The sequence below is a fragment of the Streptomyces sp. NPDC001002 genome, from assembly GCF_053599215.1.
In genome coordinates this window covers 1-21,851 of record NZ_JBSFLV010000010.1, presented here as the reverse complement: position 1 = coordinate 21,851, position 21,851 = coordinate 1, and the positions used below count along the sequence as shown (strand labels likewise).

At 70.8% G+C, this 21,851-nt stretch carries 17 protein-coding genes; 12 read left to right on the top strand and 5 right to left on the bottom strand.

Annotated features, from left to right (window positions below):
• Nucleotides 1-121: 121 nt before the first annotated feature.
• A complete protein-coding gene (locus ACWDR3_RS07640) occupies nucleotides 122-1,792 on the top strand; it encodes an RNA polymerase sigma factor (protein ID WP_450351542.1) in 1,671 nt (556 codons plus the stop codon).
• 18 nt (nucleotides 1,793-1,810) lie between these two features.
• Here the strand turns inward: ACWDR3_RS07640 and ACWDR3_RS07635 are convergent, their stop codons facing one another.
• Nucleotides 1,811-2,521 carry a glycerophosphodiester phosphodiesterase gene (locus ACWDR3_RS07635; RefSeq protein WP_450351541.1) on the bottom strand — a complete coding sequence of 237 codons (711 nt, stop codon included), beginning with the start codon at nucleotides 2,519-2,521 and terminating at the stop codon, nucleotides 1,811-1,813.
• A 26-nt stretch (nucleotides 2,522-2,547) separates the two neighbouring features.
• Entirely contained in the window at nucleotides 2,548-3,609 is a 1,062-nt protein-coding gene (locus tag ACWDR3_RS07630) for an adenosine deaminase (protein ID WP_450351540.1), read from the bottom strand.
• Between the two features lie 439 nt (nucleotides 3,610-4,048).
• Between ACWDR3_RS07630 and ACWDR3_RS07625 the strand changes: the two genes are divergently transcribed.
• The gene (locus ACWDR3_RS07625; protein ID WP_450351539.1) at nucleotides 4,049-4,861 is read left to right on the top strand and encodes a DUF4190 domain-containing protein; all 813 of its coding nucleotides are present in this window, start codon (nucleotides 4,049-4,051) and stop codon (nucleotides 4,859-4,861) included.
• Between the two features lie 15 nt (nucleotides 4,862-4,876).
• Here ACWDR3_RS07625 and ACWDR3_RS07620 read toward each other — a convergent pair whose 3' ends face one another.
• Nucleotides 4,877-5,482 carry an NADAR family protein gene (locus tag ACWDR3_RS07620; RefSeq protein WP_450351538.1) on the bottom strand — a complete coding sequence of 202 codons (606 nt, stop codon included), beginning with the start codon at nucleotides 5,480-5,482 and terminating at the stop codon, nucleotides 4,877-4,879.
• Nucleotides 5,483-5,692: 210 nt separating this feature from the next.
• Between ACWDR3_RS07620 and ACWDR3_RS07615 the strand changes: the two genes are divergently transcribed.
• The 8 genes from ACWDR3_RS07615 to ACWDR3_RS07580 all read left to right on the top strand — a co-directional run bounded on the left by ACWDR3_RS07615 (nucleotide 5,693) and on the right by ACWDR3_RS07580 (nucleotide 15,406).
• Nucleotides 5,693-7,231 carry a gamma-aminobutyraldehyde dehydrogenase gene (locus tag ACWDR3_RS07615; RefSeq protein WP_450351537.1) on the top strand — a complete coding sequence of 513 codons (1,539 nt, stop codon included), beginning with the start codon at nucleotides 5,693-5,695 and terminating at the stop codon, nucleotides 7,229-7,231.
• 83 nt (nucleotides 7,232-7,314) lie between these two features.
• Nucleotides 7,315-8,562 (top strand): polyamine ABC transporter substrate-binding protein, encoded by a 1,248-nt coding sequence (locus ACWDR3_RS07610; protein WP_450351536.1) that lies wholly within the window; start codon nucleotides 7,315-7,317, stop codon nucleotides 8,560-8,562.
• On the top strand, nucleotides 8,559-9,719 hold the full coding sequence (locus ACWDR3_RS07605; RefSeq protein WP_401722965.1) for an ABC transporter ATP-binding protein: 1,161 nt from the start codon (nucleotides 8,559-8,561) through the stop codon (nucleotides 9,717-9,719). The genes ACWDR3_RS07610 and ACWDR3_RS07605 overlap by 4 nt, the downstream gene beginning before the upstream one ends.
• Nucleotides 9,719-10,642, top strand: coding sequence for an ABC transporter permease (locus ACWDR3_RS07600; protein WP_450351535.1), 924 nt, complete (start codon nucleotides 9,719-9,721; stop codon nucleotides 10,640-10,642). Before ACWDR3_RS07605 ends, ACWDR3_RS07600 begins: the two co-directional genes overlap by 1 nt.
• On the top strand, nucleotides 10,643-11,443 hold the full coding sequence (locus ACWDR3_RS07595; RefSeq protein ID WP_123997389.1) for an ABC transporter permease: 801 nt from the start codon (nucleotides 10,643-10,645) through the stop codon (nucleotides 11,441-11,443).
• 29 nt (nucleotides 11,444-11,472) lie between these two features.
• Nucleotides 11,473-12,891 carry an NAD(P)/FAD-dependent oxidoreductase gene (locus ACWDR3_RS07590; RefSeq protein ID WP_450351534.1) on the top strand — a complete coding sequence of 473 codons (1,419 nt, stop codon included), beginning with the start codon at nucleotides 11,473-11,475 and terminating at the stop codon, nucleotides 12,889-12,891.
• A 128-nt stretch (nucleotides 12,892-13,019) separates the two neighbouring features.
• Nucleotides 13,020-13,475, top strand: a complete 456-nt coding sequence (locus tag ACWDR3_RS07585; protein ID WP_123997387.1) for a hypothetical protein — start codon at nucleotides 13,020-13,022, stop codon at nucleotides 13,473-13,475.
• A gap of 134 nt (nucleotides 13,476-13,609) precedes the next feature.
• Nucleotides 13,610-15,406, top strand: a complete 1,797-nt coding sequence (locus tag ACWDR3_RS07580) for a chitinase (protein WP_450351533.1) — start codon at nucleotides 13,610-13,612, stop codon at nucleotides 15,404-15,406.
• On the opposite strand, the gene ACWDR3_RS07575 is transcribed toward ACWDR3_RS07580, so the two are convergent.
• Nucleotides 15,345-16,196, bottom strand: coding sequence for a phosphatase PAP2 family protein (locus tag ACWDR3_RS07575; protein ID WP_450351532.1), 852 nt, complete (start codon nucleotides 16,194-16,196; stop codon nucleotides 15,345-15,347). The genes ACWDR3_RS07580 and ACWDR3_RS07575 overlap by 62 nt on opposite strands.
• A 142-nt stretch (nucleotides 16,197-16,338) precedes the next feature.
• Nucleotides 16,339-17,673 carry a 4-aminobutyrate--2-oxoglutarate transaminase gene (gabT, locus tag ACWDR3_RS07570; RefSeq protein ID WP_450351531.1) on the bottom strand — a complete coding sequence of 445 codons (1,335 nt, stop codon included), beginning with the start codon at nucleotides 17,671-17,673 and terminating at the stop codon, nucleotides 16,339-16,341.
• A 261-nt stretch (nucleotides 17,674-17,934) separates the two neighbouring features.
• Here gabT and ACWDR3_RS07565 point away from each other — a divergent pair, with 261 nt between their 5' ends.
• Together ACWDR3_RS07565 and ACWDR3_RS07560 are read left to right on the top strand one after the other, a co-directional pair.
• On the top strand, nucleotides 17,935-20,052 hold the full coding sequence (locus tag ACWDR3_RS07565) for an ATP-binding protein (RefSeq protein ID WP_450351530.1): 2,118 nt from the start codon (nucleotides 17,935-17,937) through the stop codon (nucleotides 20,050-20,052).
• A gap of 124 nt (nucleotides 20,053-20,176) precedes the next feature.
• Nucleotides 20,177-21,739, top strand: a complete 1,563-nt coding sequence (locus ACWDR3_RS07560) for a PucR family transcriptional regulator (protein WP_450351529.1) — start codon at nucleotides 20,177-20,179, stop codon at nucleotides 21,737-21,739.
• Nucleotides 21,740-21,851: the final 112 nt, after the last annotated feature.

Below are 21,851 nucleotides of genomic sequence, written 5' to 3'. Positions count from 1 at the left end.
CCGGCGTGAAAAAGTGTTATCCCGCCTGCCCCCGCTACGTCTCCACTCGCACCCGCCGCCCCCCCCACACCCCGGGAGCCACCACCACACGCGCGGCTGAGAAGGTGCGGTCGGAGGACGGATGACCTTGGAGAGGACGGACGTGGACGGGCGGCAGTGGCGTTCCACCATCGCGGCGGCGCAGGCCGGTGACCGGCAGGCGCTGGACGAACTGGTGGCGGGCTGGCTGCCGTTGGTCTACAACGTCGTCGGCCGCGCCCTGAACGGCCACGCGGACGTCGACGACGTCGTCCAGGAGACCATGCTGCGCGCCGTCGACAACCTCGGCTCCCTGCGCGACCCGGACAGCTTCCGGTCCTGGCTGATGGCCATCGCCATGCGGCAGATACGGGACCGGGCCCGGCGCAGGTCGACGGAGAAACTGGACGAGTCGGCCGCCCGCGAGGCCACCGACTTCGCCGAACTCACCGTGCTGCGGCTCCAGTTGGAGGGCCAGCGGCGCGAGGTCGCCGAGGCGGTGCGCTGGCTGGACGACGAGGACCGGCAGTTGCTGTCGCTGTGGTGGCTGGAGGTCGCGGGGGAGCTGGGCCGACGCGAGCTGGCGGCGGCCGTCGGCATCAGCCGGCAGCACGCGGCCGTGCGCGTCCAGCGGATGAAGGAGCGCCTGGAGACCGCGCGCGGCATCGTGCGGGCGCTGGACGGCGCCTGCCCGGAGCTGCGCGAGCTGACCGGCCGCTGGACCGGCCGCCCCGACTCGGTCTGGCGCAAGCGCCTGGCCCGGCACATCAGGGGCTGCGCCTACTGCTCGGACACGCGCGAGTCCGTCGTACCCGCCGAACGCCTGCTCGTCGGCATCGCCCTCGTCCCGCTCCCCGTCGGCTTCACCATGTCCCTTGCCCTCGGCGGCAAGACGGCGGCGGCCGCGACCTCGGCCGGCTGGTCCGCCAAACTGCTCGGCGCGCTCACCAAGCCGGCCGTCGCGGTGACGGCGAGCGCGACCATCGTCGCGGGCGGCGCGTACGTGGTGACGCGGCCGGCCGACACCCCGCCCCCGCGCGCGGTGACCACCCCCACGGCCACCTACCGCTCCCCGTCCCCGTCCACCCCGCCCTCGTCGTCGCCGTCCGACTCCCCGTCCCCGTCACCCACGAAGAAGGCGACCGCGTTGTACGGCAGTGTCGTGGACGCCGTCGACCGGGCCCCGGACCCCGACACCCCGCCCGCCGCCCTCCCGCACCGCCCCGGATCCGGCGTCACCAGCACCGGCGGCGCGCACGCCACGATGAACCACCGCGGGGACGCTGTAACCCTCACCGGCAAGGGCTATGTCCTGGTCCGCTGGCAGATCTCGCCGCAGTACCGGGCCGGCAGCCTGGTCATGCCGAGCTGGACCGGTCTGCAGGGCAAGCTCTTCCACGTCGCCTCGGGCGGCGGCAAGCGCATGGACGACCGGGTCAGCACGACCGACAACTCCGCGACCGGCATGGGCAGTTCGGCCACCGGCTTCGCGGTCCTGCCCGCCGGCACCCAGCAGATGTGGCAGAACGAATACTTCTACGTCGACGGCACCGTCACCCTCACCGTGAACGAACGCGGCGCCGACTACGGCCTGAACGTCTTCCCCACCACCTGGGACGCGGTCGAGAAGGACGTCACCACCGGCCCCGCCCAGGGCGCGATCCGCTACGGCCTGGTCCGCGACACCGGCGAGGACGACACCCCCGTACCGCAGTACGCCACGCGTACGACCCCGGCGGACCCGGCGACGGTGGCGCAGCGCTCGCGCCTGTAGCCGTCAACTGTGGGTGTCTCAGCCGCCGTTGCTGTCACTTTCGTTGTCGCCGTCACGCAGGGCGTGCAGGACGTCGACGCGGTTGGTGGTGATGGAGTCGACGCCGAAGTCGAGCAGGCGGCGCATCGAGCGGCGGGTGTCGGGGGTCCAGACGGAGAGCAGGTAGCCGGAGCGGTGGACGTAGGTCGCGAGGTCCCGATCCACCAGCGCGAAGCGGTAGTTGAGCCAGCGCGGGCGCACCGCCTCCAGCAGCGCGGGCCGCGGGGGCGCCAGCGACTTCCAGGTCAGCGCGATCTCGGCGGCCGGGTCGGCGGCCCGGACGGCGAGCATCGCGGGGGCGTCCGCGGTGTAGTACGCCCGGTCCGCCGCGCCGCTCTCGCGCACGACGTCCACGATCCGCCGCACGGCCGGCAGCTCCGGGTCGCCGGGCAGGTCGACCATGACCCGGCGGCCCTCGGTCGCGGCCAGCGCCTCCGCGAGGGTCGGGATCCCGCCGTCCGTGAGCCCCCGCACCTCGTCGGCCGACAGCGACCTGATCGGCCGGTCGTGCTCCCACAGCCGTTTCAGCGTGTCGTCGTGCAACAGCACGGGGACGTCGTCCTTGGTCAGCCGTACGTCGAACTCGACCGCGTCCGCGCCCATTCGGAACGCGGAACGCAGCGAGTCGGTGGTGTTCTCACGGGCACGGTAGGGGTCGCCGCGATGGGCGACTGCGGTCACCTTCTGCATGGACCCCATTGTGGTGACTCCGTGACTCAGGGGGCGAGCCACGCCGTGGTGAAGGTGTCGATCTCCGCACGGATCCGCGCCTTGCCGGGCGCGTCGAGGAAGGAGACGTCGACGGCGTTCTTCGCCAGCTCCGCGAGCCCCCGCTCGTCGAGGTCGAGCAGCCGGGCGGCGACCGCGTACTCGTTGTTCAGGTCGGTGCCGAACATCGGCGGGTCGTCGGAGTTGATCGTGACGACGACCCCGGCGGCCACGAACTCCTTGATCGGGTGCTCGTCGAGGGTGCGGACCGCGCGCGTGGCGATGTTGGAGGTCGGGCACACCTCCAGCGCGATCCGCTGCTCGGCCAGGTGCGCGAGCAGCTTCGGGTCCTGGGCCGAGCTCGTCCCGTGCCCGATGCGCTCCGCGCGCAGATACGTCAGCGCGTCCCACACCGTCTCCGGTCCCGTGGTCTCGCCGGCGTGCGGCACCGACCGCAGCCCGGCGGCGATCGCCCGGTCGAAGTAGGGCTTGAACTGCGGCCGCGGTACGCCGATCTCGGGCCCGCCGAGCCCGAACGACACGAGGCCCTCCGGGCGCAGCCGGTCGTCGGTGGCCAGCCGCACGGTCTCCTCCGCGGCCTCAAGGCCCGCCTCGCCGGGAATGTCGAAGCACCACCGCAGCACGGTCCCGAACTCGGCCTCGGCCGCCTTGCGGGCGTCCTCGATCGCGTCCATGAAGGCCCGCTCGTCGATCCCGCGGCGGGTCGAGGAGTACGGCGTGATGGTCAGCTCGGCGTACCGCACCTGCTGCCGGGCCAGCTCGCGTGCCACCTCGTAGGTCAGCAGCCGCACGTCCTCCGGGGTCCGGATCAGATCCACGACGGACAGATACACGTCGATGAAGTGCGCGAAGTCCGTGAACGTGAAGTAGTCGACGAGTGCCTCGGCATCGGTGGGCACCTGGGAGTCGGGGTGCCGTGCGGCCAGTTCCGAGACGATGCGCGGGGAGGCGGAGCCCACGTGATGCACGTGCAGTTCGGCCTTGGGCAGCCCGGCGATGAAGGCGTGCAGCTCACGCGGGGCGACGGACGCGTCGAGGTGGTCGGTCAAGGGGTTCCTCCCCAAAACGGCGCCCCAGGGCGACTCGGCCTCACGGGACGCGGGTGATCGGCTGATCGATGGTTCAGGGATCATCGTAGGCCGGGGGCGAACGGGACGTGAGGTCGGTTCGGACGAGGCGAGGGACCGACGGGGTGCTGGGCGACCGGGCCACGGGCCGGGCGACGAACAGGGCGGGGGCAGGGCGACGAACAGGGCGGCGGGCAGAACCGCGAACCGGCGGTGAACCCGGCGGCGGGCGCGGACGGTGGTGCGGCGGGGCTGCGGCAGAGCTCGATCGGGCCACGGGCCGTGGGCGACGGGCCACGGGCCGCGGGCGACGGGTCACGCGGCTGGGCGGGCCGCGGGTCGGGCGACCGGCCGCGCCGCGGGTCGGCCGAAGGCCTGGGCGGCCAACCGGCCGGTGAGCTGTTCAGCGGCAGGCTTTACCATGGCCTGGCGATCGATCGAGGGGGACGGGAACGTGGTGGACGGGACACAGCCGGGCGGGGGAACGGGCGCGGAACGCGACCCGTGGGCACCGCCGCCCGAGGAGAAGACGTCGCTGGACAAGGGCGCCCGCCCCGGGCCCGGCGAGCAGCCCCAGTCGCCCCCGCCGTCCGCGTATCCGCCGCCGCAGGCGTACCCGCAGCCGCCGTCCGTGCACGACCAGGCCACGATGGCGGCCCTGCCGTCCGACGGCTTCGCCCCGCCCGGCCAGGGCACCGGCGCCCCTGGTCAGGCCGCCCCCGGTTTCGGCGCCCCCACCTACGGCGCTCCCGGCACGCCCCCGCCCGGCTGGTCCGACTCCGCCGTGCCGCCCCCGCCGTTCGCCCCGACCGGCCCCGCCCCGCAGGGCCCCGGCGGCTACGGCTACCCCGCTTACCCGCAGGGCTACGGCTGGCCCGGCATGCAGCCGCCCCCGCAGAACGGCATGGGCACCGCCGCCATGGTGCTGGGCATCCTGTCCTGCTGCCTCTTCTGCGTGTACGGCATCCTCTCCGTCATCCTCGGCGTCCTCGCCGTGGTCTTCGCCGTCAAGGGCAAGCGCCGAGCCGAACGCGGCGAGGCCACCAATCGCGGCCAGGCGCAGTCCGGCCTCATCACGGGGATCATCGGGATCGTCCTCGGCCTCGCCACGATCGCCCTGGTGATCGTCGGAATCGTGATCGCCGTGAACGACGACGACAGCAGCAGCACGGACGACGGCTCCTACTACGACTCGGCCCCCGGCATCTCGGCCCCTCTGCTGACCCAGGGCTGACCTCCGCCGGTTCCGCTACTCCCCGTCCCCGTCACCCCCGCCACCCTCATCGCTCGCCTCCCGAAGCTGCTCCCGCGCCTCCATCAGCGCGAAGCCCAGCAGGTTCGGCCCCCGCCACCGCTGCGGATCCTGGGCCGCGGGGTCGTCCGCCGCGAGGCCGATGCCCCAGACCCGGTCCACGGGACTCGCCTCGACCAGCACACGGTCACCCGTGGTCAGCAGGTACTCCTGTAGATCCGCGTGCGCCGCGAACTTGTGGACGCTGCCCTCGACCACGATCCCGAACCGCTCCCGCGCCCATGTCGCCTCGTCGAAGCCGCGCACCAGCCGTCCCGCCTTCTTGGCGAGCGAGGGATGCCCCGCGTCCAGGACGCGCCGCTCCGCCTCCGCGTCCCCGAACAGCCGCGCTTTCCGCGCCATCATCCAGTGCTCGGCCGTGCCGTACTCCACCCCGTCCACCGTGAACGGCGCCGGCCACCACTGGCTCAGACAGCTCGAACCGACCCGACCGTCCGCCCGCGGCCGGTGCCCCCAGAAGTGCAGGTACTTGATCTTCGCCCCCGCACGGACCGCCTTGACCAGCGTTTCCTGTGAATCGATCGTCCCCGTGATCCGTCCCATGCACGCGAGTCTGGCAGCCACCACTGACATTCCGTCCGCCCTTTCCCGTGGTCACTCGACACCTGGTCGACAGATTCCGTCGCGTAACCAAAAGGCAACAACGGAATCACTTGTTGGACGCCCTTTGCTCTGTCAGGATCGGCACTCAAATCGAGCTGGAGCTACGCCACCCGCCCCCGCGACCGAGGGGCTCCGGCGGAGGAGAGCGACATGCACAAGCCGGGCAATGCCACCCCGGACCGATTCCCGGCGCAGGACCGCTTCGCGGACGGCGCCCAGTACATCGCCGGCCGCCTGACCAAGGGCACCTCCGGCCGTACGCACACCGTCGTCGACCCGTCGACCGGCGAGGAGGTCCTCACCTACGAGCTGGCCGGCCCGGAGGACGTGGACGCGGCCGTCGCCGCCGCCCGCGAGGCGTTCCCCGCCTGGTCCGCGGCCACCCCCGGCGACCGCTCCGACGCCCTGCATCGGCTCGCCGCCGTGCTCGCCGACCGCGCCGAGGATTTCGCCCGCGCCGAATCCCTCCAGTGCGGCAAGCCGCTGAAGCTGTCCCGCGAGTTCGACGTGCCGGGCACGATCGACAACACCTCCTTCTTCGCCGGCGCCGCACGGCACCTCCAGGGCCAGTCCGCCGGCGAGTACTCCGGCGACCACACCTCGTACGTCCGTCGCGAGCCCATCGGTGTCGTCGGCTCCATCGCGCCCTGGAACTACCCGCTCCAGATGGCCGCCTGGAAGATCCTCCCGGCGATCGCCGCGGGCAACACGATCGTCCTCAAGCCCGCCGAGCTGACCCCGCTGACCTCACTCCTGTTCGCCCAGGCCGTCACCGACGCCGGCATCCCGGACGGAGTCGTCAACATCGTCACCGGCACGGGCAAGGAGGCGGGCGAGCACCTGGTCGGCCACCCCGACGTGGTGATGACGTCCTTCACGGGCTCCACCGCCGTCGGCAAGCGCGTCGCCGAGATCGCGACGGCCACCGTCAAGCGCCTGCACCTGGAGCTCGGCGGCAAAGCGCCCTTCGTCGTGTTCGACGACGCCGACCTGGAGGCCGCCGCCAACGGCGCGGTCGCGGGCGCGCTCATCAACACAGGCCAGGACTGCACCGCCGCCACGCGCGCGTACGTGCAGCGCCCCCTCTACGAGGCGTTCGTCGAGAGGACGGCCGCCCTGATGGAGACCGTCCGGCTCGGCGACCCCTTCGCCGGGGGCACCGACCTCGGCCCGCTCATCTCGCACGTCCAGCGCGACCGCGTCGCCGGTTTCGTCGACCGGGCGCGTGCCTACGCGCGCGTGGTGACCGGCGGCGAGGCGCCCGGCGGGGAGCTGGAGAAGGGCGCCTACTACCGGCCCACCCTGATCGCCGACGCGGCCCAGGACAGCGAGGTCGTCCAGTCCGAGATCTTCGGCCCGGTCCTGGTGGTCCTGCCCTTCGACACCGACGACGAGGGCATCGCGCTCGCCAACGACACCCCGTACGGCCTCGCCGCCTCCGCCTGGAGCCGCGACGTCTACCGGGCCAACCGCGCCACCCGCGACATCAAGGCGGGCTGCGTGTGGATCAACGATCACATCCCGATCATCAGCGAGATGCCGCACGGTGGATACAAGGCATCCGGCTTCGGCAAGGACATGTCGGCGTACTCCTTCGAGGAGTACACCCAGATCAAGCACGTGATGTTCGACAACACCGCGGTGGCCAGGAAGGACTGGCACCGCACGATCTTCGGGGACCGGCTGTAGTTCATCTCCGGCTACCGCCGGGCGGGAAGACCGGCCGCCGACCACGGCCTCAACCTCGTCCCTCCTGAAAGGGCAGCAAGCGCATGGAGCAGTACGAGCCCGAACGCCTCTCCCCGGCCCAGGTGGCCGCCATGCGGCGCAGCTTCCGCAACGGGAGGGCCGCCCTCACCCGCCGTTCGCTGCTGCGCGCCTCCGCGGGCGGCGCGCTCGCGCTCGGCGGCGTCGGCGCACTGAGCGCCTGCGGGATCCCCGCGGCCGGCAAGACCCAGGGCGGCGTGTCCGCCGACGACCACTCGGCCACGGAGAAGACCGTCAACTTCTCCAACTGGACCGAGTACATCGACGTGGACGACAGCGGCAAGCACCACCCGACGCTGGACGCGTTCCGCAAACGGACCGGCATCACGGTCAAGTACACCGAGGACATCAACGACAACAACGAGTTCTTCGGCAAGATCAAGCCGCAGCTCGCCGCGGGCCAGGACACCGGCCGCGACATCATCGTCCTCACCGACTGGCTGGCCGCCCGCCTGATCCGTCTGGGGTGGGTCCAGAAACTGGACCCGTCCCATCTTCCGCACGCCTACGCCAACTTGTCGGCCCAGTTCCGCAACCCGGACTGGGACCCGGGCCGCGCCTACTCCTACGTATGGCAGGGCATCTCCACCGTCATCGCCTACAACAAGAAGGCGCTCGACGGCGTCGAGGTGAAGTCGGTCTCCGATCTGCTGGACAACCCCAAGCTCAAGGGCAGGGTGGGCTTCCTGTCGGAGATGCGCGACAGCATCGGGATGACGCTGCTGGACATGGGCAAGGACCCGGCGAAGTTCACCGACGACGACTTCGACGCGGTGGTCGCCCGCATCCAGAAGGCCGTCGACAAGGGCCAGATCCGCCGCTTCACCGGCAACGACTACACGTCCGACCTCACCAAGGGCGACTTCGCGGCCTGTATCGCCTGGGCCGGTGACGTGGTCCAGCTCAAGGCGGACAGCCCGGACGTCGACTTCGTCATCCCGGACAGCGGCTACATGACGTCGACCGACAACATGCTGATCCCCAACAAGGCGCGCCACAAGACGAACGCCGAGCGGCTCATCGACTTCTACTACGAGCCCCAGCAGGCCGCCGACCTCGCCGCCTACATCAACTACGTGACGCCCGTCGACGGCGTGAAGCCCTATCTGGCGAAGATCGACAAGTCGGCGGCCGAGAACCCGCTGATCATTCCCGACCAGGCCATGGCCGCCAAGTCCCATGCCTTCCGCTCACTGAGCGCGAAGGAAGAGACGGCCTACGAAGAGAAGTTCGCGAAGCTCACAGGGGCGTGACGACCATGAACACCACGGACAACAGCGGCGACGTCCGCCTCTCCGGAATCAGCAAGACCTACGGCGCCTTCACCGCCGTCCACCCGCTGGACCTGACCGTGCCGCAGGGCTCCTTCTTCGCCCTGCTCGGCGCCTCCGGCTGCGGCAAGACCACCACCCTCAGGATGATCGCGGGCCTGGAGGAGCCGAGCAGCGGGACCGTGTTCCTGGGCGACCAGGAGGTGACCCATCTGCCGCCCTACAAGCGGCCGGTGAACACCGTCTTCCAGTCCTACGCCCTCTTCCCGCACCTCGACATCTTCGAGAACGTCGCCTTCGGCCTGCGCCGGCGCGGCATCAAGTCGGTGAAGAAGCAGGTCGAGGACATGCTCGACCTGGTCCAACTCGGCGAGCAGGCACGGAAGAAGCCCCACCAGCTCTCCGGCGGCCAGCAGCAGCGCGTCGCCGTGGCCCGCGCGCTGATCAACACCCCGAAGGTGCTCCTGCTCGACGAGCCCCTCGGCGCCCTCGACCTCAAGCTGCGCCGCCAGATGCAGCTGGAGCTCAAGCGCATCCAGACCGAGGTCGGCATCACCTTCGTGCACGTCACGCACGACCAGGAGGAGGCCATGACCATGGCCGACACGGTCGCCGTGATGAACGCGGGCCGCGTCGAGCAACTCGGCTCGCCCACCGACCTGTACGAGAACCCCAACACCACGTTCGTCGCCAACTTCCTCGGCACGTCCAACCTGATCGAGGCCGAGGTCGACACCAAGAGCGGCGACGACATCGTCCTCAAGGCGGGCGGCGGCAAGCTGGTGCTGCCCGAGGCGCGCTGTTCGGCGCCGACCACCACCGGCGGCAAGGTGCTGGTCGGCGTACGCCCCGAGAAGATCTCCCTCACCCACGCCGACGAGGCAGGCGAGATCCCCGAGGGCCGCAACCGCATCACCGGCAAGATCGTCGACTCCAGCTTCATCGGCGTCTCCACGCAGTACGTCATCGACAGCCCGGTCTGCCCCGAGTTCGAGGTCTACGCCCAGAACATCGACCGCGACGCCCGGCTGCGGCCCGGCGCCGAGGTCGTCCTGCACTGGAACCCGGCCCACACCTTCGGCCTCGACGCGGCCCAGGACATCGACGCCGGCGTCGACATCGAGGAGGAGGCCGCCTGATGGCCGCAGCCACCGAGGCGCCACCTCTGGCGCCGGCCCCCGAGAAGAAGCCGCCGCGCAAGCGGGGCCGCTGGACGCCGTACTGGCTGCTGCTGCCCGGTCTGCTCTGGCTGGTGGTCTTCTTCGCGCTGCCGATGATCTACCAGGCCTCCACCTCCGTGCAGACGGGCTCCCTGGAGGACGGCTACAAGGTCACCTGGCACTTCGCGACCTACTGGGACGCGCTGAGCGAGTACTGGCCGCAGTTCCTGCGCTCGGTCCTCTACGCCGCCGCCGCGACCGTGCTGTGTCTGCTGCTCGGCTATCCGCTGGCGTATCTGATCGCCTTCCGCGCGGGCCGCTGGCGGAACCTGATCATGATCCTGGTGATCGCGCCCTTCTTCACCAGCTTCCTGATCCGCACCCTCGCCTGGAAGACGATCCTCGCGGACAGCGGCCCGGTCGTCGGCGCCCTCAACACGCTGCACATCCTGGACGTCACCAGCTGGCTCGGCTGGACCTCCGGCGACCGCGTGCTGGCCACCCCGCTCGCCGTGGTCTGCGGACTGACGTACAACTTCCTGCCGTTCATGGTGCTGCCGCTCTACACCTCGCTGGAACGCATCGACGGGCGGCTGCACGAGGCGGCCGGTGATCTGTACGCGAAGCCCTTCACGACCTTCCGCAAGGTGACCTTCCCGCTGTCGATGCCGGGTGTGGTCTCCGGGACGCTGCTGACGTTCATCCCGGCGGCCGGCGACTATGTGAACGCCGAACTCCTCGGCTCCACCGACACCCGCATGATCGGAAACGTCATCCAGACGCAGTTCCTGCGGATCCTGGACTATCCGACGGCCGCGGCCCTCTCCTTCATCCTCATGGCGGCGATTCTCCTCATGGTCACCATCTACATCCGCAGGTCCGGGACGGAGGATCTGGTCTAAATGCCCGTCGTCACCTGGCTCAAGCGCCATCTCGTCGTCATCGCGGGACTTCTGACCCTCGGTTATCTGCTGCTGCCGAACGTCGTCGTCACGGTGTTCTCCTTCAACAAACCGAAGGGGCGCTTCAATTACGAATGGCAGCAGTTCTCCTTCGACGCCTGGAAGGACCCGTGCGGGGTCGCCGACATGTGCGGCTCGCTCTCGCTCAGCCTCCAGATCGCCTTCTGGGCGACCGTCGGCGCGACCGCGCTCGGCACGATGATCGCCTTCGCGCTGGTCCGCTACCGCTTCCGCGCGCGCGGCTCCGTGAACTCGCTGATCTTCCTGCCGATGGCGATGCCCGAGGTCGTCATGGCCGCCTCGCTGCTCACCCTGTTCCTCAACCTCGGTGCGCCGCTGGGCTTCTGGACGATCCTGATCGCACACATCATGTTCTGCCTCAGCTTCGTCGTCGTCGCCGTCAAGGCGCGCGTGATGTCGATGGACCCGCGCCTGGAGCAGGCCGCCCAGGACCTCTACGCCGGCCCGGCGCAGACCTTCCTGCGCGTCACCCTGCCCATTGCGGCCCCCGGAATCGCCGCGGGCGCGCTGCTTTCCTTCGCGCTCTCCTTCGACGATTTCATCATCACCAATTTCAACGCGGGCTCGACCGTCACCTTCCCCATGTTCGTCTGGGGTTCGGCACAGCGCGGAACACCCGTACAGATCAATGTCATCGGCACGGCGATGTTCCTGGTCGCCGTACTGTTGGTGCTGTTCTCCATGGTTCTCGGAAATCGCCGCAACAGGCAAAAGGCGTAAACGCAAAGCCGCTGTAGGGAGTTGAAATCATGGCCCCGAGCGCCATGAGCAAGTGGACGAAGTCACTCTCCGACGCACAGCCGGTCCCGTACTGGCTCGAAGATCCCGGCAAGCCCCACCCCGAGCCCGCGCTCACCGGCGCCGAGACCTGCGATCTGCTGGTCGTCGGCGGCGGATACAGCGGACTGTGGACCGCGCTCATCGCCAAGGAGCGCGATCCGCGACGGGATGTCGTCCTGCTGGAAGGCCGCGAGGTGGGCTGGGCCGCCTCGGGCCGCAACGGCGGCTTCTGCGCCGCCTCCCTCACCCACGGCCTGCCCAACGGCCTCGCCCGCTGGCCCGAGGAGATCCACAAGCTGGAGAAGCTGGGCGCCCGCAACCTCGACGAGATCGAGAGCGCGGTCGCCCGGCACGGCATCGACTGCGACTTCGAGCGCACCGGCGAGATCGACGTGGCGACCGAGCCGTACCAGGCGGCCGAACTGCGCGACTGGTACGAGGAGATGGAGCGGGCCGGTCTCGCCGAGGGCGTCGAGTTCCTGGACGCCGAAGCGGTACGGCAACAAGTCGACTCACCGACCTTCCAGGCCGGCCTCTGGGACCGCGGGGGCGTGGCGATGCTCCACCCCGCGAAGCTGGCCTGGGGGTTGAAGCAGGCCTGCGTCCGGCTCGGCGTCCGCGTCTACGAGCACACTCCCGCCCTCGCCCTGAAGCCGTACGGCGCCGGCATGGCCGTACGCACCCCCTACGGCTCGGTCCGGGCCCGCAAGGTCGCGCTCGGCACCAACATCTTCCCCAACCTGGTCAAGCGCGTACGGGCGTACACCGTCCCGGTCTACGACTACGCGCTGATGACCGAGCCGCTCAGCGACGAGCAGTTGGCGTCGATCGGCTGGAAGAACCGTCAGGGTCTCGGTGATTCGGCGAACCAGTTCCACTACTTCCGGCTCTCCGCCGACAACCGGATCCTGTGGGGCGGTTACGACGCGATCTACCCGTACGGCGGCCGGGTGCGCCGGGAGTACGACGACCGCCCGGAGACGTACGCGAAGCTCGCGGGGCATTTCTTCACCTGCTTCCCGCAGTTGGAGGGCGTCCGCTTCTCGCACGCGTGGGGCGGCGCGATCGACACCTGCTCGCGCTTCTCGGCGTTCTTCGGCACCGCGCACCGGGGGAACGTGGCGTACGCGGCCGGGTACACGGGCCTCGGCGTCGGCGCCACCCGCTTCGGCGCCGACGTGATGCTCGACCTGCTGGACGACGAGGACACCGAGCGGACCCGCCTGGAGATGGTCCGCAGGAAGCCGCTGCCGTTTCCGCCCGAGCCGTTCGCCTGGACGGGCATCGCCCTCACCAAGTGGTCGCTGGCCCGAGCCGATTCGCACGACGGCCGGCGCAACCTGTGGCTGCGGACGATGGACCGCTTCGGCCTGGGCTTCGACAGCTGAACGCCGCTTTCGCGAGGTGTGATCCGGTTCACTCCAACGGGGTGCCGGAACCCGCGTAATGCTCCCCGCAAGACCTCCCTCTCTCTCGTGACGCGACCAGCGTCCACGACACAGAGGGAGGTCGTCTCATGACTGGGGCGAAGACGGCGGTCGACTGGCTGGCATCGGTGGCACCCGACCCCGAGGCTTGCCGCTGGGAATGGGAACGCAATCCGCTGGGGGTGGCCCTGCTGCCCGCCGGCAAGGCGTGGGACGTACTGATCCTGCCGGGCGAGCTCGGCTATCCCACGCTCGACGTGCTCACCCGGGTGCTGGACCAACCCGGGCCTGTGCTCGTCGACTTCGGCGACAACCGGATGGGGTTCTTCGTGCCGCCCGGGACGGCCGCGCGCTGGCTCGGCACCGGCATCCGTACGGCGGGCGCCGGTACCTGGATCGTCGTGCCGTATCCGGGCCGCTCCACCGGAGGAGTCCGCTGGCTGGTCCCACCGGACGGCTCGGGCACGCTCACCGATCCGGCCCTGCTCGAACTCGCCATGCACGAAGCGGCGGCCGGGCTGGCGACCGATGACGACGGGCGATGACGGCAGCCGCCCGGGACGGGCGATGACAGGAGGCGATGAAGGCGGGTAGCGGCAGAAGGTCTTGACAACAGGATTGGTCTGGACCAAATTGAGCGCGCTCCACCCCTCCAATTCCCCCATGCCCGGAGGCACTTGTGGACCGCTTCAGACCCTTCCTCGCCCTGCTCACGGCCACCCTGCTGGCCGTGCCCGGAATCACCGCGCTCTCGTCGGCCGCCCGTGCGGCCGACGCGGACCTGGCGAAGAACGGAGGCTTCGAGTCCGGCCTCGACAGCTGGACCTGTTCGGCCGCCACGACGGTGAACTCGCCCGTGCACAGCGGGAGTTCCGCGCTGCAGGCAACCCCGGCCGGCAGCGACTACGCCCAGTGTGCGCAGACGGTGACCGTCCAGCCGAACTCCCAGTACACGCTGAGTGGTTATGTCCGCGGCTCCTACGTCTATCTCGGTGCGAACGGCACCGGCACCACCGACGTCTCCACCTGGACCCAGTCCGCCCCCGACTGGCAGAAGCTCACCACGACCTTCACCACCGGCGCCGCCACCACCAAGGTCACTCTCTACACCCATGGTTGGTACGGCACCGGGGCCTACTACGCCGACGACATCTCCCTCATCGGCCCCGGCGGCAGCACCGGCCAGCCGCCCGCCGCCCCGACCGGCCTCAGGACCGGCACGATCACCTCGTCCTCCGTCGCCCTGTCCTGGACGGCGGCCACCGGCGCCACCAGCTACTCGATCTACCGGAACGGCACCAAGGTCCAGACGGCGACCGACACTTCGGCCACCGTGAGCGGCCTGTCCGCGTCCACGGCGTACAGCTTCCAGGTCACCGCGAGCAACGACGCCGGCGAGTCGGCGAAGTCGGCAGCGGTGACCGCCACGACCACCGCGGGCTCAGGCGGTGGCTCGGGCGACCTGCCCACTCATGCCCTGGTCGGCTACCTCCACGCGAGCTTCGCCAACGGCGCCGGCTACACGCGCCTGGCCGACGTGCCCGCCAGCTGGGACGTCATCGACCTGGCCTTCGGCGAGCCGACCTCCACCACCTCGGGCGACATCCGCTTCAACCGCTGCCCGGTGACGGAGTGCGCGAACGTCGAATCGGACGCCGACTTCAAGGCGGCGATCAAGGCCAAGCAGGCGGCGGGCAAGAAGGTGCTGATCTCGATCGGCGGCGCGAACGGCCAGGTCCAACTCACCACGACAGCAGCCAGGGACACCTTCGTCTCGTCCGTCTCGAACATCATCGACACCTACGGCCTGGACGGCCTGGACATCGACTTCGAGGGCCACTCGCTCTCCCTGAACGCGAGCGACACGGACTTCAAGAACCCGACAACTCCGGTGATCGTCAACCTGATCTCGGCCCTGAAGACCCTGAAGGCCAAGTACGGCGCCAAGTTCGTGCTGTCGATGGCGCCGGAGACCTTCTTCGTGCAGATGGGCTACCAGTTCTACGGCACCGGCAAGTGGGGCGGCCAGGACCCGCGCTGCGGCGCGTACCTCCCGGTCATCTACGCCCTGCGCGACGACCTCACCCTGCTGCATGTCCAGGACTACAACTCGGGCCCGATCATGGGCCTCGACAACCAGTACCACTCGATGGGCGGCGCCGACTTCCACATCGCCATGACCGACATGCTGCTCACGGGCTTCCCGGTGGCGGGCGACGCGAACAACGTCTTCCCGGCCCTGCGCCCCGACCAGATAGCCATCGGCATGCCGGCGTCGACGAACGCGGGCAACGGCTACGTCTCCCCGTCCGAGGTCACCAAGTCCCTGGACTGCCTGACCAAGAAGACCAACTGCGGCTCGTACACCACCCACGGCACCTGGCCCGCCCTGCGCGGCCTGATGACCTGGTCGGTCAACTGGGACCGGTTCTCGAACTGGGAGTTCCAGCGGAACTTCGACGCGTACTTCCCCTGAGCGAACCGAGCACCAGGACCAGGACAGTCAGCAGGATCGTGCCGAGGCACCAACTGGCCACCACGTCCAGTGGCCAGTGGTAGCCCCGGCGGACCAGACCGAAGGCGACGGCGAGGTTGAGGACGGTGGCTGCGACGACCACCGCCCGGCGGGCGTTCGCCGAGCGGAGCCAGGGGAGGAGGAGCAGGGCCGCGGTGCCGTAGGCGATCATCGCCGTCGCCGTGTGGCCGGACGGGTAGTAGCCGGTGGCGGGCGGCACGGCCGGGGTCCCGGGGCGGTCGATCAGCTCCTTGAGAGGGACGACCAGCACCGGGACCAGCACCATCAGGACGGCTCCGGCGAGCGGCGGCAGCCACCAGCGGTCCACACCTGTGGCGCGGCCTCGCAAGGCGACGTAGATCAAGGCGACGGCGAGCACGGGGACCGCGATCTGGAAGTTGCCGAGGTCGGCGAGTAGCTCGGAGGCGCGGTCCGGATGGACGAGGGCCCGGCTGATCCGTTCGTCCGCGCGGAGCAGGGGGCCGTCGGCCACGACCTGCCAGGTGAACAGCGCGAAGAGGAGGGCGGGAAGCCCGAGGAGAAGTGCGAAGGAGAGAGAGGAGGTCGGCCACCCCGGAACAGGGGGGGTGGTTCCGGGGTGGCCGTCCGGATCGGATCGACGCCCACCCCGGGGGGTTTGGGGCGGGCGACTGTCCGATCGGTGAGGAGATCCGGAGCCGGAGGCTCCGGGTGTGTGCGCGAGGGCACGACCAGGTCGAAGCTGGGGAGGCCCCGGCCTGAAATCGCCCACAGTCCCCTGTGGGCGGGGTGTATCTCTCATCTGGAAAGAACCTACGGCAGTGGAGTGAGCGAAGACAGACGGAATCGAGTCCCGCCATGCACCTCGCACACCTTCTTCACACGCTCTGCCGCTGGGCATCTCCCGTGCGTCCCTAGATGCGGGTGAAGGCCTGCTCGATGATGTCGAGGCCCTCGTTCAGCAGGTCCTCGCCGATGACCAGCGGGGGCAGGAAGCGGAGCACGTTGCCGTAGGTGCCACAGGTCAGGACCACGAGACCTTCCTGGTGACAGGCCTTGGCCAGGGCCGCGGTCGCCTCCGGGTTCGGCTCCTTGGTCGTCCGGTCCTTGACGAGTTCCACGGCGATCATCGCGCCGCGCCCGCGCACGTCGCCGATGATGTCGAACTTCTCCGCCATCGCGGCCAGGCGCGGCTTCATGACCGCCTCGATGTGCTTGGCCCGGGCGTTGAGGTCCAGCTCCTTCATCGTCTCGATGGCACCGAGCGCACCGGCGCAGGCCACCGGGTTGCCGCCGTAGGTGCCGCCCAGGCCGCCGGAGTGCGCGGCGTCCATGATCTCGGCGCGGCCGGTGACGGCGGCGAGCGGGAGCCCGCCCGCGATGCCCTTCGCCGTGGTGATCAGGTCGGGCACGATGCCCTCGTCCTCGCACGCGAACCACTGGCCGGTACGGCAGAAGCCGGACTGGATCTCGTCGGCGACGAAGACGATGCCGTTGTCGGCGGCGAACTTGCTCAGCGCCGGCAGGAAGCCCTTGGCCGGCTCGATGAAGCCGCCCTCGCCGAGCACCGGCTCGATGATGATCGCGGCGACGTTGTCCGCGCCGATCTGCTTGCTGATCTGGTCGATGGCCTGCGCGGCCGCCTCGGGGCCGGCGTTCTCGGCCCCGGTCGGCCAGCGGTAGCCGTACGCCACCGGCACCCGGTAGACCTCGGGCGCGAACGGCCCGAAGCCGTTCTTGTACGGCATGTTCTTCGAGGTCAGCGCCATCGTCAGGTTCGTACGCCCGTGGTACCCGTGGTCGAACACGACCACGGCCTGCCGCTTGGTGTACGCCCGCGCGATCTTGACGGCGTTCTCGACGGCCTCGGCGCCCGAGTTGAACAGCGCCGACTTCTTGGCGTGGTCACCGGGGGTCAGCTCGGCCAGCGCCTCCGCGACCTCCACGTACCCCTCGTAGGGCGTGACCATGAAGCAGGTGTGGGTGAAGTCGGCCAGCTGCGCGCTCGCCCGCCGTACGACGGCCTCGGCGGAGGCGCCGACGGAGGTCACCGCGATGCCGGAACCGAAGTCGATCAGCCGGTTCCCGTCGACGTCCTCAAGGATCCCGCCGCTCGCCCGCACGGTGAAGACGGGCAGCACCGAGCCCACGCCCTGCGCGACCGCGGCGAGCCGGCGGGCCTGCAGTTCCTGCGACTTCGGGCCGGGGATGGCGGTGACTACGCGGCGCTCCTGCGGAAGTGCGGTCATGAGGCGCTCCTGGGGGTATTACGGCCATACGGACTGTTGGCTTCGGCTGTGGTCTTTCCCTTTTCTCGCAGGCTAGGGCGGGGCACGGGGGGTGGGCATGCTCCATGTGGGCGTTTTCGGCGCCGCCGGTTGTCCACCGTGGACATGGCCCGCTCCGGGAGCGGCGCGGCGGACCGGCCCCGCAATCGGTGAACTCCCCTTGCGGGCGCGTTAGATTGACCGCTGAAGGTGGACGGAACGGCTGGTCAGGAAGCGAGAGCGATGGACAGCGACGGGACGCAGGACACACGGGGTACGCAGGCGAATCCCGTGCCGCGCCCGGCGGGGCCGCCCCGGATCCCGCCGCGGCCGGCCGACGCCCCCGGCGCGCCACCGCGCCCGGACGGCTCGGCCTTCCTGACCTGGCTGCGGACCGCGCGCCCCGAGGCGCTGCCCGGCGTGTGGCGGTTCGGACACCGGCCGCGGCCCGAGGAGGAACCCGAGCGGATCCCGGGCCGCCAGCTCATCAGCGGCGCGCTGATCGCGTTCCTGGTCGGCTGGCTGATCTGGTCGCTGCTGTGGAACGGCTACGTCGGCGGCTGGTGGCTGCTCCCGCTCTACGCGATGATCCCGGACTCCTGGGCCTCGCCCCACAGCTTCGCCTCCGTCGTGGTCGTCTACGCCTACTACGTGCTGATCGCCCTGATCATCATGATCGGCGTGGGCCGGCTGGGCCGCTGGGCCGAGATCTGGCGCCGCTACGGCCCGCCCGCCTGGAACCGCTCCGCGACCCCCCGCACCGAACGCCCCCCGGCCCCCGAGCAGGACCCCGCCGAATGGCCCCAGCTGCGGGCCGCCGGGGCCGTGGACGCCGCCGAGCGGCTCACGACCGAGGCGCGGTCGGGGCTGATGCGGGACGTCGACCACGCCCGGATCACCCGGGCCTGGCAGGGCGTACGCAGCGGCCGGCACACCCTCGCCGCCTTCACCGGCGCCGTACTCAAGGACGGCTCCGCCGCCTGTCTGCACCCCTCCGGCGAACGCGACCTGCCGGCCCGGCTGGCCCGCCACGACCTGCTGACCGGCCAGGTACGGCTCGGCACCACCGCCGACGACCCCCGCAACCCCTACGCCTACCGCGGCGCCGGCCTCGGCCTCGACCCCGACCTGCTCGGCACCTCGCTGCTCGCCGTCGGACCGGCAGGCTCGGGCAAGACCGGCACCCTGGTCCGCCCGCTCGCCGAGTCGCTCTGCCTGCACGCGCTGGCCGGCCGCGCCGCGGTGGTCGTGGTCGGTGCGGCGGGCGCGGGGCTCGGACCGGTCGACGCGTACGACGTCGTCGTACGGATCGGGAATCCGGAATCCGTCTACGACCTGGACCTGTACGGCGGCACCGCGGACCCGGACGAGGCCGCGGCCGTGCTCGCCGAGGCGCTGGTCGGGGACCTCGCCGATCCGCACCCGGGCAACGACAGCCGGCGCTCCACGACCGTCCTGGCCCAACTCCTCGGCCCCTTCCGGGCCGTGCACGGCCGCTTCCCTTCCGTGCCGGAGCTGCGGCAGCTGCTGGACGGCGCGCCCGGCCCGCTGGACACCCTGCGCAAGGCGCTGCAGGGCTCGGGCCAGGAGTCGCTGATCCGCGAACTGGACGCGCGGGAGCGGCAGTTGGCGCATCCCGGCGATGTGGCGCCGGTGCTCGCGGACCGGGTGGCGCTGCTGGACCGGCCCGCCTTCGCCGGGTTCTTCGACACGTCCGGGCAGACGCGGCCGTTCTCGCTCAAGGCGCTCGACCACCCCGTACGGGTCCGCATCGACCTGCCCGAGCGCGGGCACGCGGACGCCTCGCGGATGCTGGCGCGGCTGGTGCTCGCGCAGTTCACGGCGAGCGTGTCGGCGCGGGAGGACCGGTCGCTGTTCGCCTGTCTGGTGCTGGACGACGCGTCGGGCGTGGTGACCCCGGAGGCCATCCGCGGCATCCAGCGGCTGCGGTCGGCGAACGCCGGCGTCGTCCTCACCCTGCGCACCCTGGACGACGTACCCAGGCCCCTGCGCAGCCCCCTGCTCGGCGCCGCAGGCTGCCGGATGGCACTCGCCGGGCTCACCCCGTGGGACGGGCAGGACTTCGCCGAGGTCTGGGGCAAGGAGTGGACCGAGGCACGGGACGTCACCGACCGCCAGATCATCGCCGAGACCCCCGCGGGCAAGGCCCTGCACATGGTCCGCCGCGTGATCACCGGCAAGGCCCCGACCCAGCGAGCGGTCACCGTCCGCCAGGTCGAACGGGAGCGCTGGTCGGCGTCCGAACTCGCCCACGGCGTACCGGCAGGCCACGCCGTCCTGTCCCTGACCAACGTGAAGGGCGAACACGCGCCACCGCTCCTGGTGGACCTCCGGAGCTGAGGCGGGCGGCGGGACCGGACGGTGAGGCAGAATCGGTAGAGGTCGTTCATACGAAGCGGCCAAATGATCAGCGCCGGTCATCCGATCTCTCAGCCCTCCGTTCTCCCGCCGACCTGAAGGCCCCATGCGCCCCACCCTCGCCTCGCTCGTCCACCACTCCGCGCTCAAGCTGACCGTGCGCGCGGGCGAGGACCGTCTGGACGTGCCGGTCCGCTGGGTGCACGCCAGCGAGCTGGCCGACCCGGTGCCCTACATGGAGGGCGGCGAGCTCCTCCTGATCACCGCGCTGAAGCTGGACGCGGAGGACCCGGAGGCGATGCGCCGGTACGTGAAGCGGCTGTCGGAGGCGGGCGTGGTCGGACTCGGCTTCGCCGTGGGCGTCAACTACGAGGACATCCCCGAGGCCCTGGTCGACGCGGCGGAGAAGGAGGGCCTGCCCCTCCTCGAAGTCCCGCGCCGCACCCCCTTCCTCGCCATCAGCAAGGCGGTCTCCGCGGCCATCGCGGCCGACCAGTATCGCGCGGTCACGGCCGGCTTCGCCGCCCAGCGCGAACTGACCCGACAGACCCTGACCAACGGCCCCGAGGGGCTGCTCGCCGCGCTCGCCGGCCAGGTGGACGGCTGGGCGGCGCTCTACGACGCCTCGGGCGCCGTGGTCGCCGCCGCACCGGAGTGGGCGGGCCGCCGGGCCGGACGCCTCACGCCGGACGTGGAGCGACTGCGCGAGCGCCCGGCCCCCGCGTCCTCGGTGGTGGGCGGCCCGGAGAACGAGGACCGGGTGGAGCTGCACTCGCTCGGCACCGGCCGCAGACCGCGAGCGGCCCTGGCGGTCGGCACGGCGGCGGCCTTGGGCACTGCGGAACGCTACGCAGTGCACTCGGCCATCGCCCTCCTCACCCTCACCACGGAACGCTCCCGCTCCCTCCAGGACGCCGAACAGCGCATCGACGCGGCGGTCCTGCGCCTGCTCCTGGCCGGCGAACCGGACCACGCCCGCACGGTCGCCGGCGACCTCTACGGCACCCTCCTCGACGCCCCCTTCCGCATCGTCGTGGCCGAATCCGCGGCGGCGTCGGCGGCCCTCGCGGAGGCCGTGGAGTCCGCGGCCGCCCGCGCGGGCGAGTCGGTACTGGTGGTGCCGGAGGGCGGGCGCCTGGTCGTCCTGGCCGCGGACGAGGGCGCCGCGGTGGCCGCGTGCAGGGAGTACACGTCGGCACTGGAGGCGGCACGGACGGGCGCGGTGGGAGAGCAGACCGACGCCGACGAGCCCGAACCGGTCGTGGGTGTGTCGGCCCCGGTGGGCCCGATCGCGGCGACAGCGGCGTACAAACAGGCCGAACAGGCACTGTCGGTGGCGAGACGCCGGGGCCGGATCGCGGTGGAACACGAACAACTGGCGGCGGGATCGGTGTTGCCGCTCTTGGCGGACGACGCGGTGAAGGCTTTCGCCGACGGCCTTCTCCGCCCCCTCCACGAACACGACGCGACCGGCCGCGGCGACCTGGTCGCCTCCCTTCGCGCCTGGCTCTCCCGCCACGGCCAATGGGACGCGGCAGCGGCCGACCTGGGCGTCCACCGCCATACGCTGCGCTATCGCATGCGGAGAGTGGAGGAAATCCTGGGCCGCTCCCTGGACGACCCGGACGTGAGAATGGAGCTGTGGCTGGCCTTGAAGGCAGCTCATTAAGCCCCTCCGGCGTTTGAGTCATCAGGATGTCGCCGGGGAAGAGCAGCACGGCGTGCACGAGGCCGAGCGCGAACAGGGCGAGCGTGCGGCGCAGATGAAGCGACGCGAAGGC

Excerpts from the sequence above, each read along its gene's own strand:
- ACWDR3_RS07640 (WP_450351542.1), top strand. The coding sequence starts at position 122 with ATGACCTTGGAGAGGACGGACGTGGACGGGCGGCAGTGGCGTTCCACC.
- ACWDR3_RS07635 (WP_450351541.1), bottom strand. The coding sequence starts at position 2,521 with ATGCAGAAGGTGACCGCAGTCGCCCATCGCGGCGACCCCTACCGTGCC.
- ACWDR3_RS07625 (WP_450351539.1), top strand. The coding sequence starts at position 4,049 with ATGGCCTGGCGATCGATCGAGGGGGACGGGAACGTGGTGGACGGGACA.
- ACWDR3_RS07620 (WP_450351538.1), bottom strand. The coding sequence starts at position 5,482 with ATGGGACGGATCACGGGGACGATCGATTCACAGGAAACGCTGGTCAAG.
- ACWDR3_RS07615 (WP_450351537.1), top strand. The coding sequence starts at position 5,693 with ATGCACAAGCCGGGCAATGCCACCCCGGACCGATTCCCGGCGCAGGAC.
- ACWDR3_RS07610 (WP_450351536.1), top strand. The coding sequence starts at position 7,315 with ATGGAGCAGTACGAGCCCGAACGCCTCTCCCCGGCCCAGGTGGCCGCC.
- ACWDR3_RS07600 (WP_450351535.1), top strand. The coding sequence starts at position 9,719 with ATGGCCGCAGCCACCGAGGCGCCACCTCTGGCGCCGGCCCCCGAGAAG.
- ACWDR3_RS07595 (WP_123997389.1), top strand. The coding sequence starts at position 10,643 with ATGCCCGTCGTCACCTGGCTCAAGCGCCATCTCGTCGTCATCGCGGGA.
- ACWDR3_RS07590 (WP_450351534.1), top strand. The coding sequence starts at position 11,473 with ATGGCCCCGAGCGCCATGAGCAAGTGGACGAAGTCACTCTCCGACGCA.
- ACWDR3_RS07585 (WP_123997387.1), top strand. The coding sequence starts at position 13,020 with ATGACTGGGGCGAAGACGGCGGTCGACTGGCTGGCATCGGTGGCACCC.
- gabT (WP_450351531.1), bottom strand. The coding sequence starts at position 17,673 with ATGACCGCACTTCCGCAGGAGCGCCGCGTAGTCACCGCCATCCCCGGC.
- ACWDR3_RS07565 (WP_450351530.1), top strand. The coding sequence starts at position 17,935 with ATGGACAGCGACGGGACGCAGGACACACGGGGTACGCAGGCGAATCCC.
- ACWDR3_RS07560 (WP_450351529.1), top strand. The coding sequence starts at position 20,177 with ATGCGCCCCACCCTCGCCTCGCTCGTCCACCACTCCGCGCTCAAGCTG.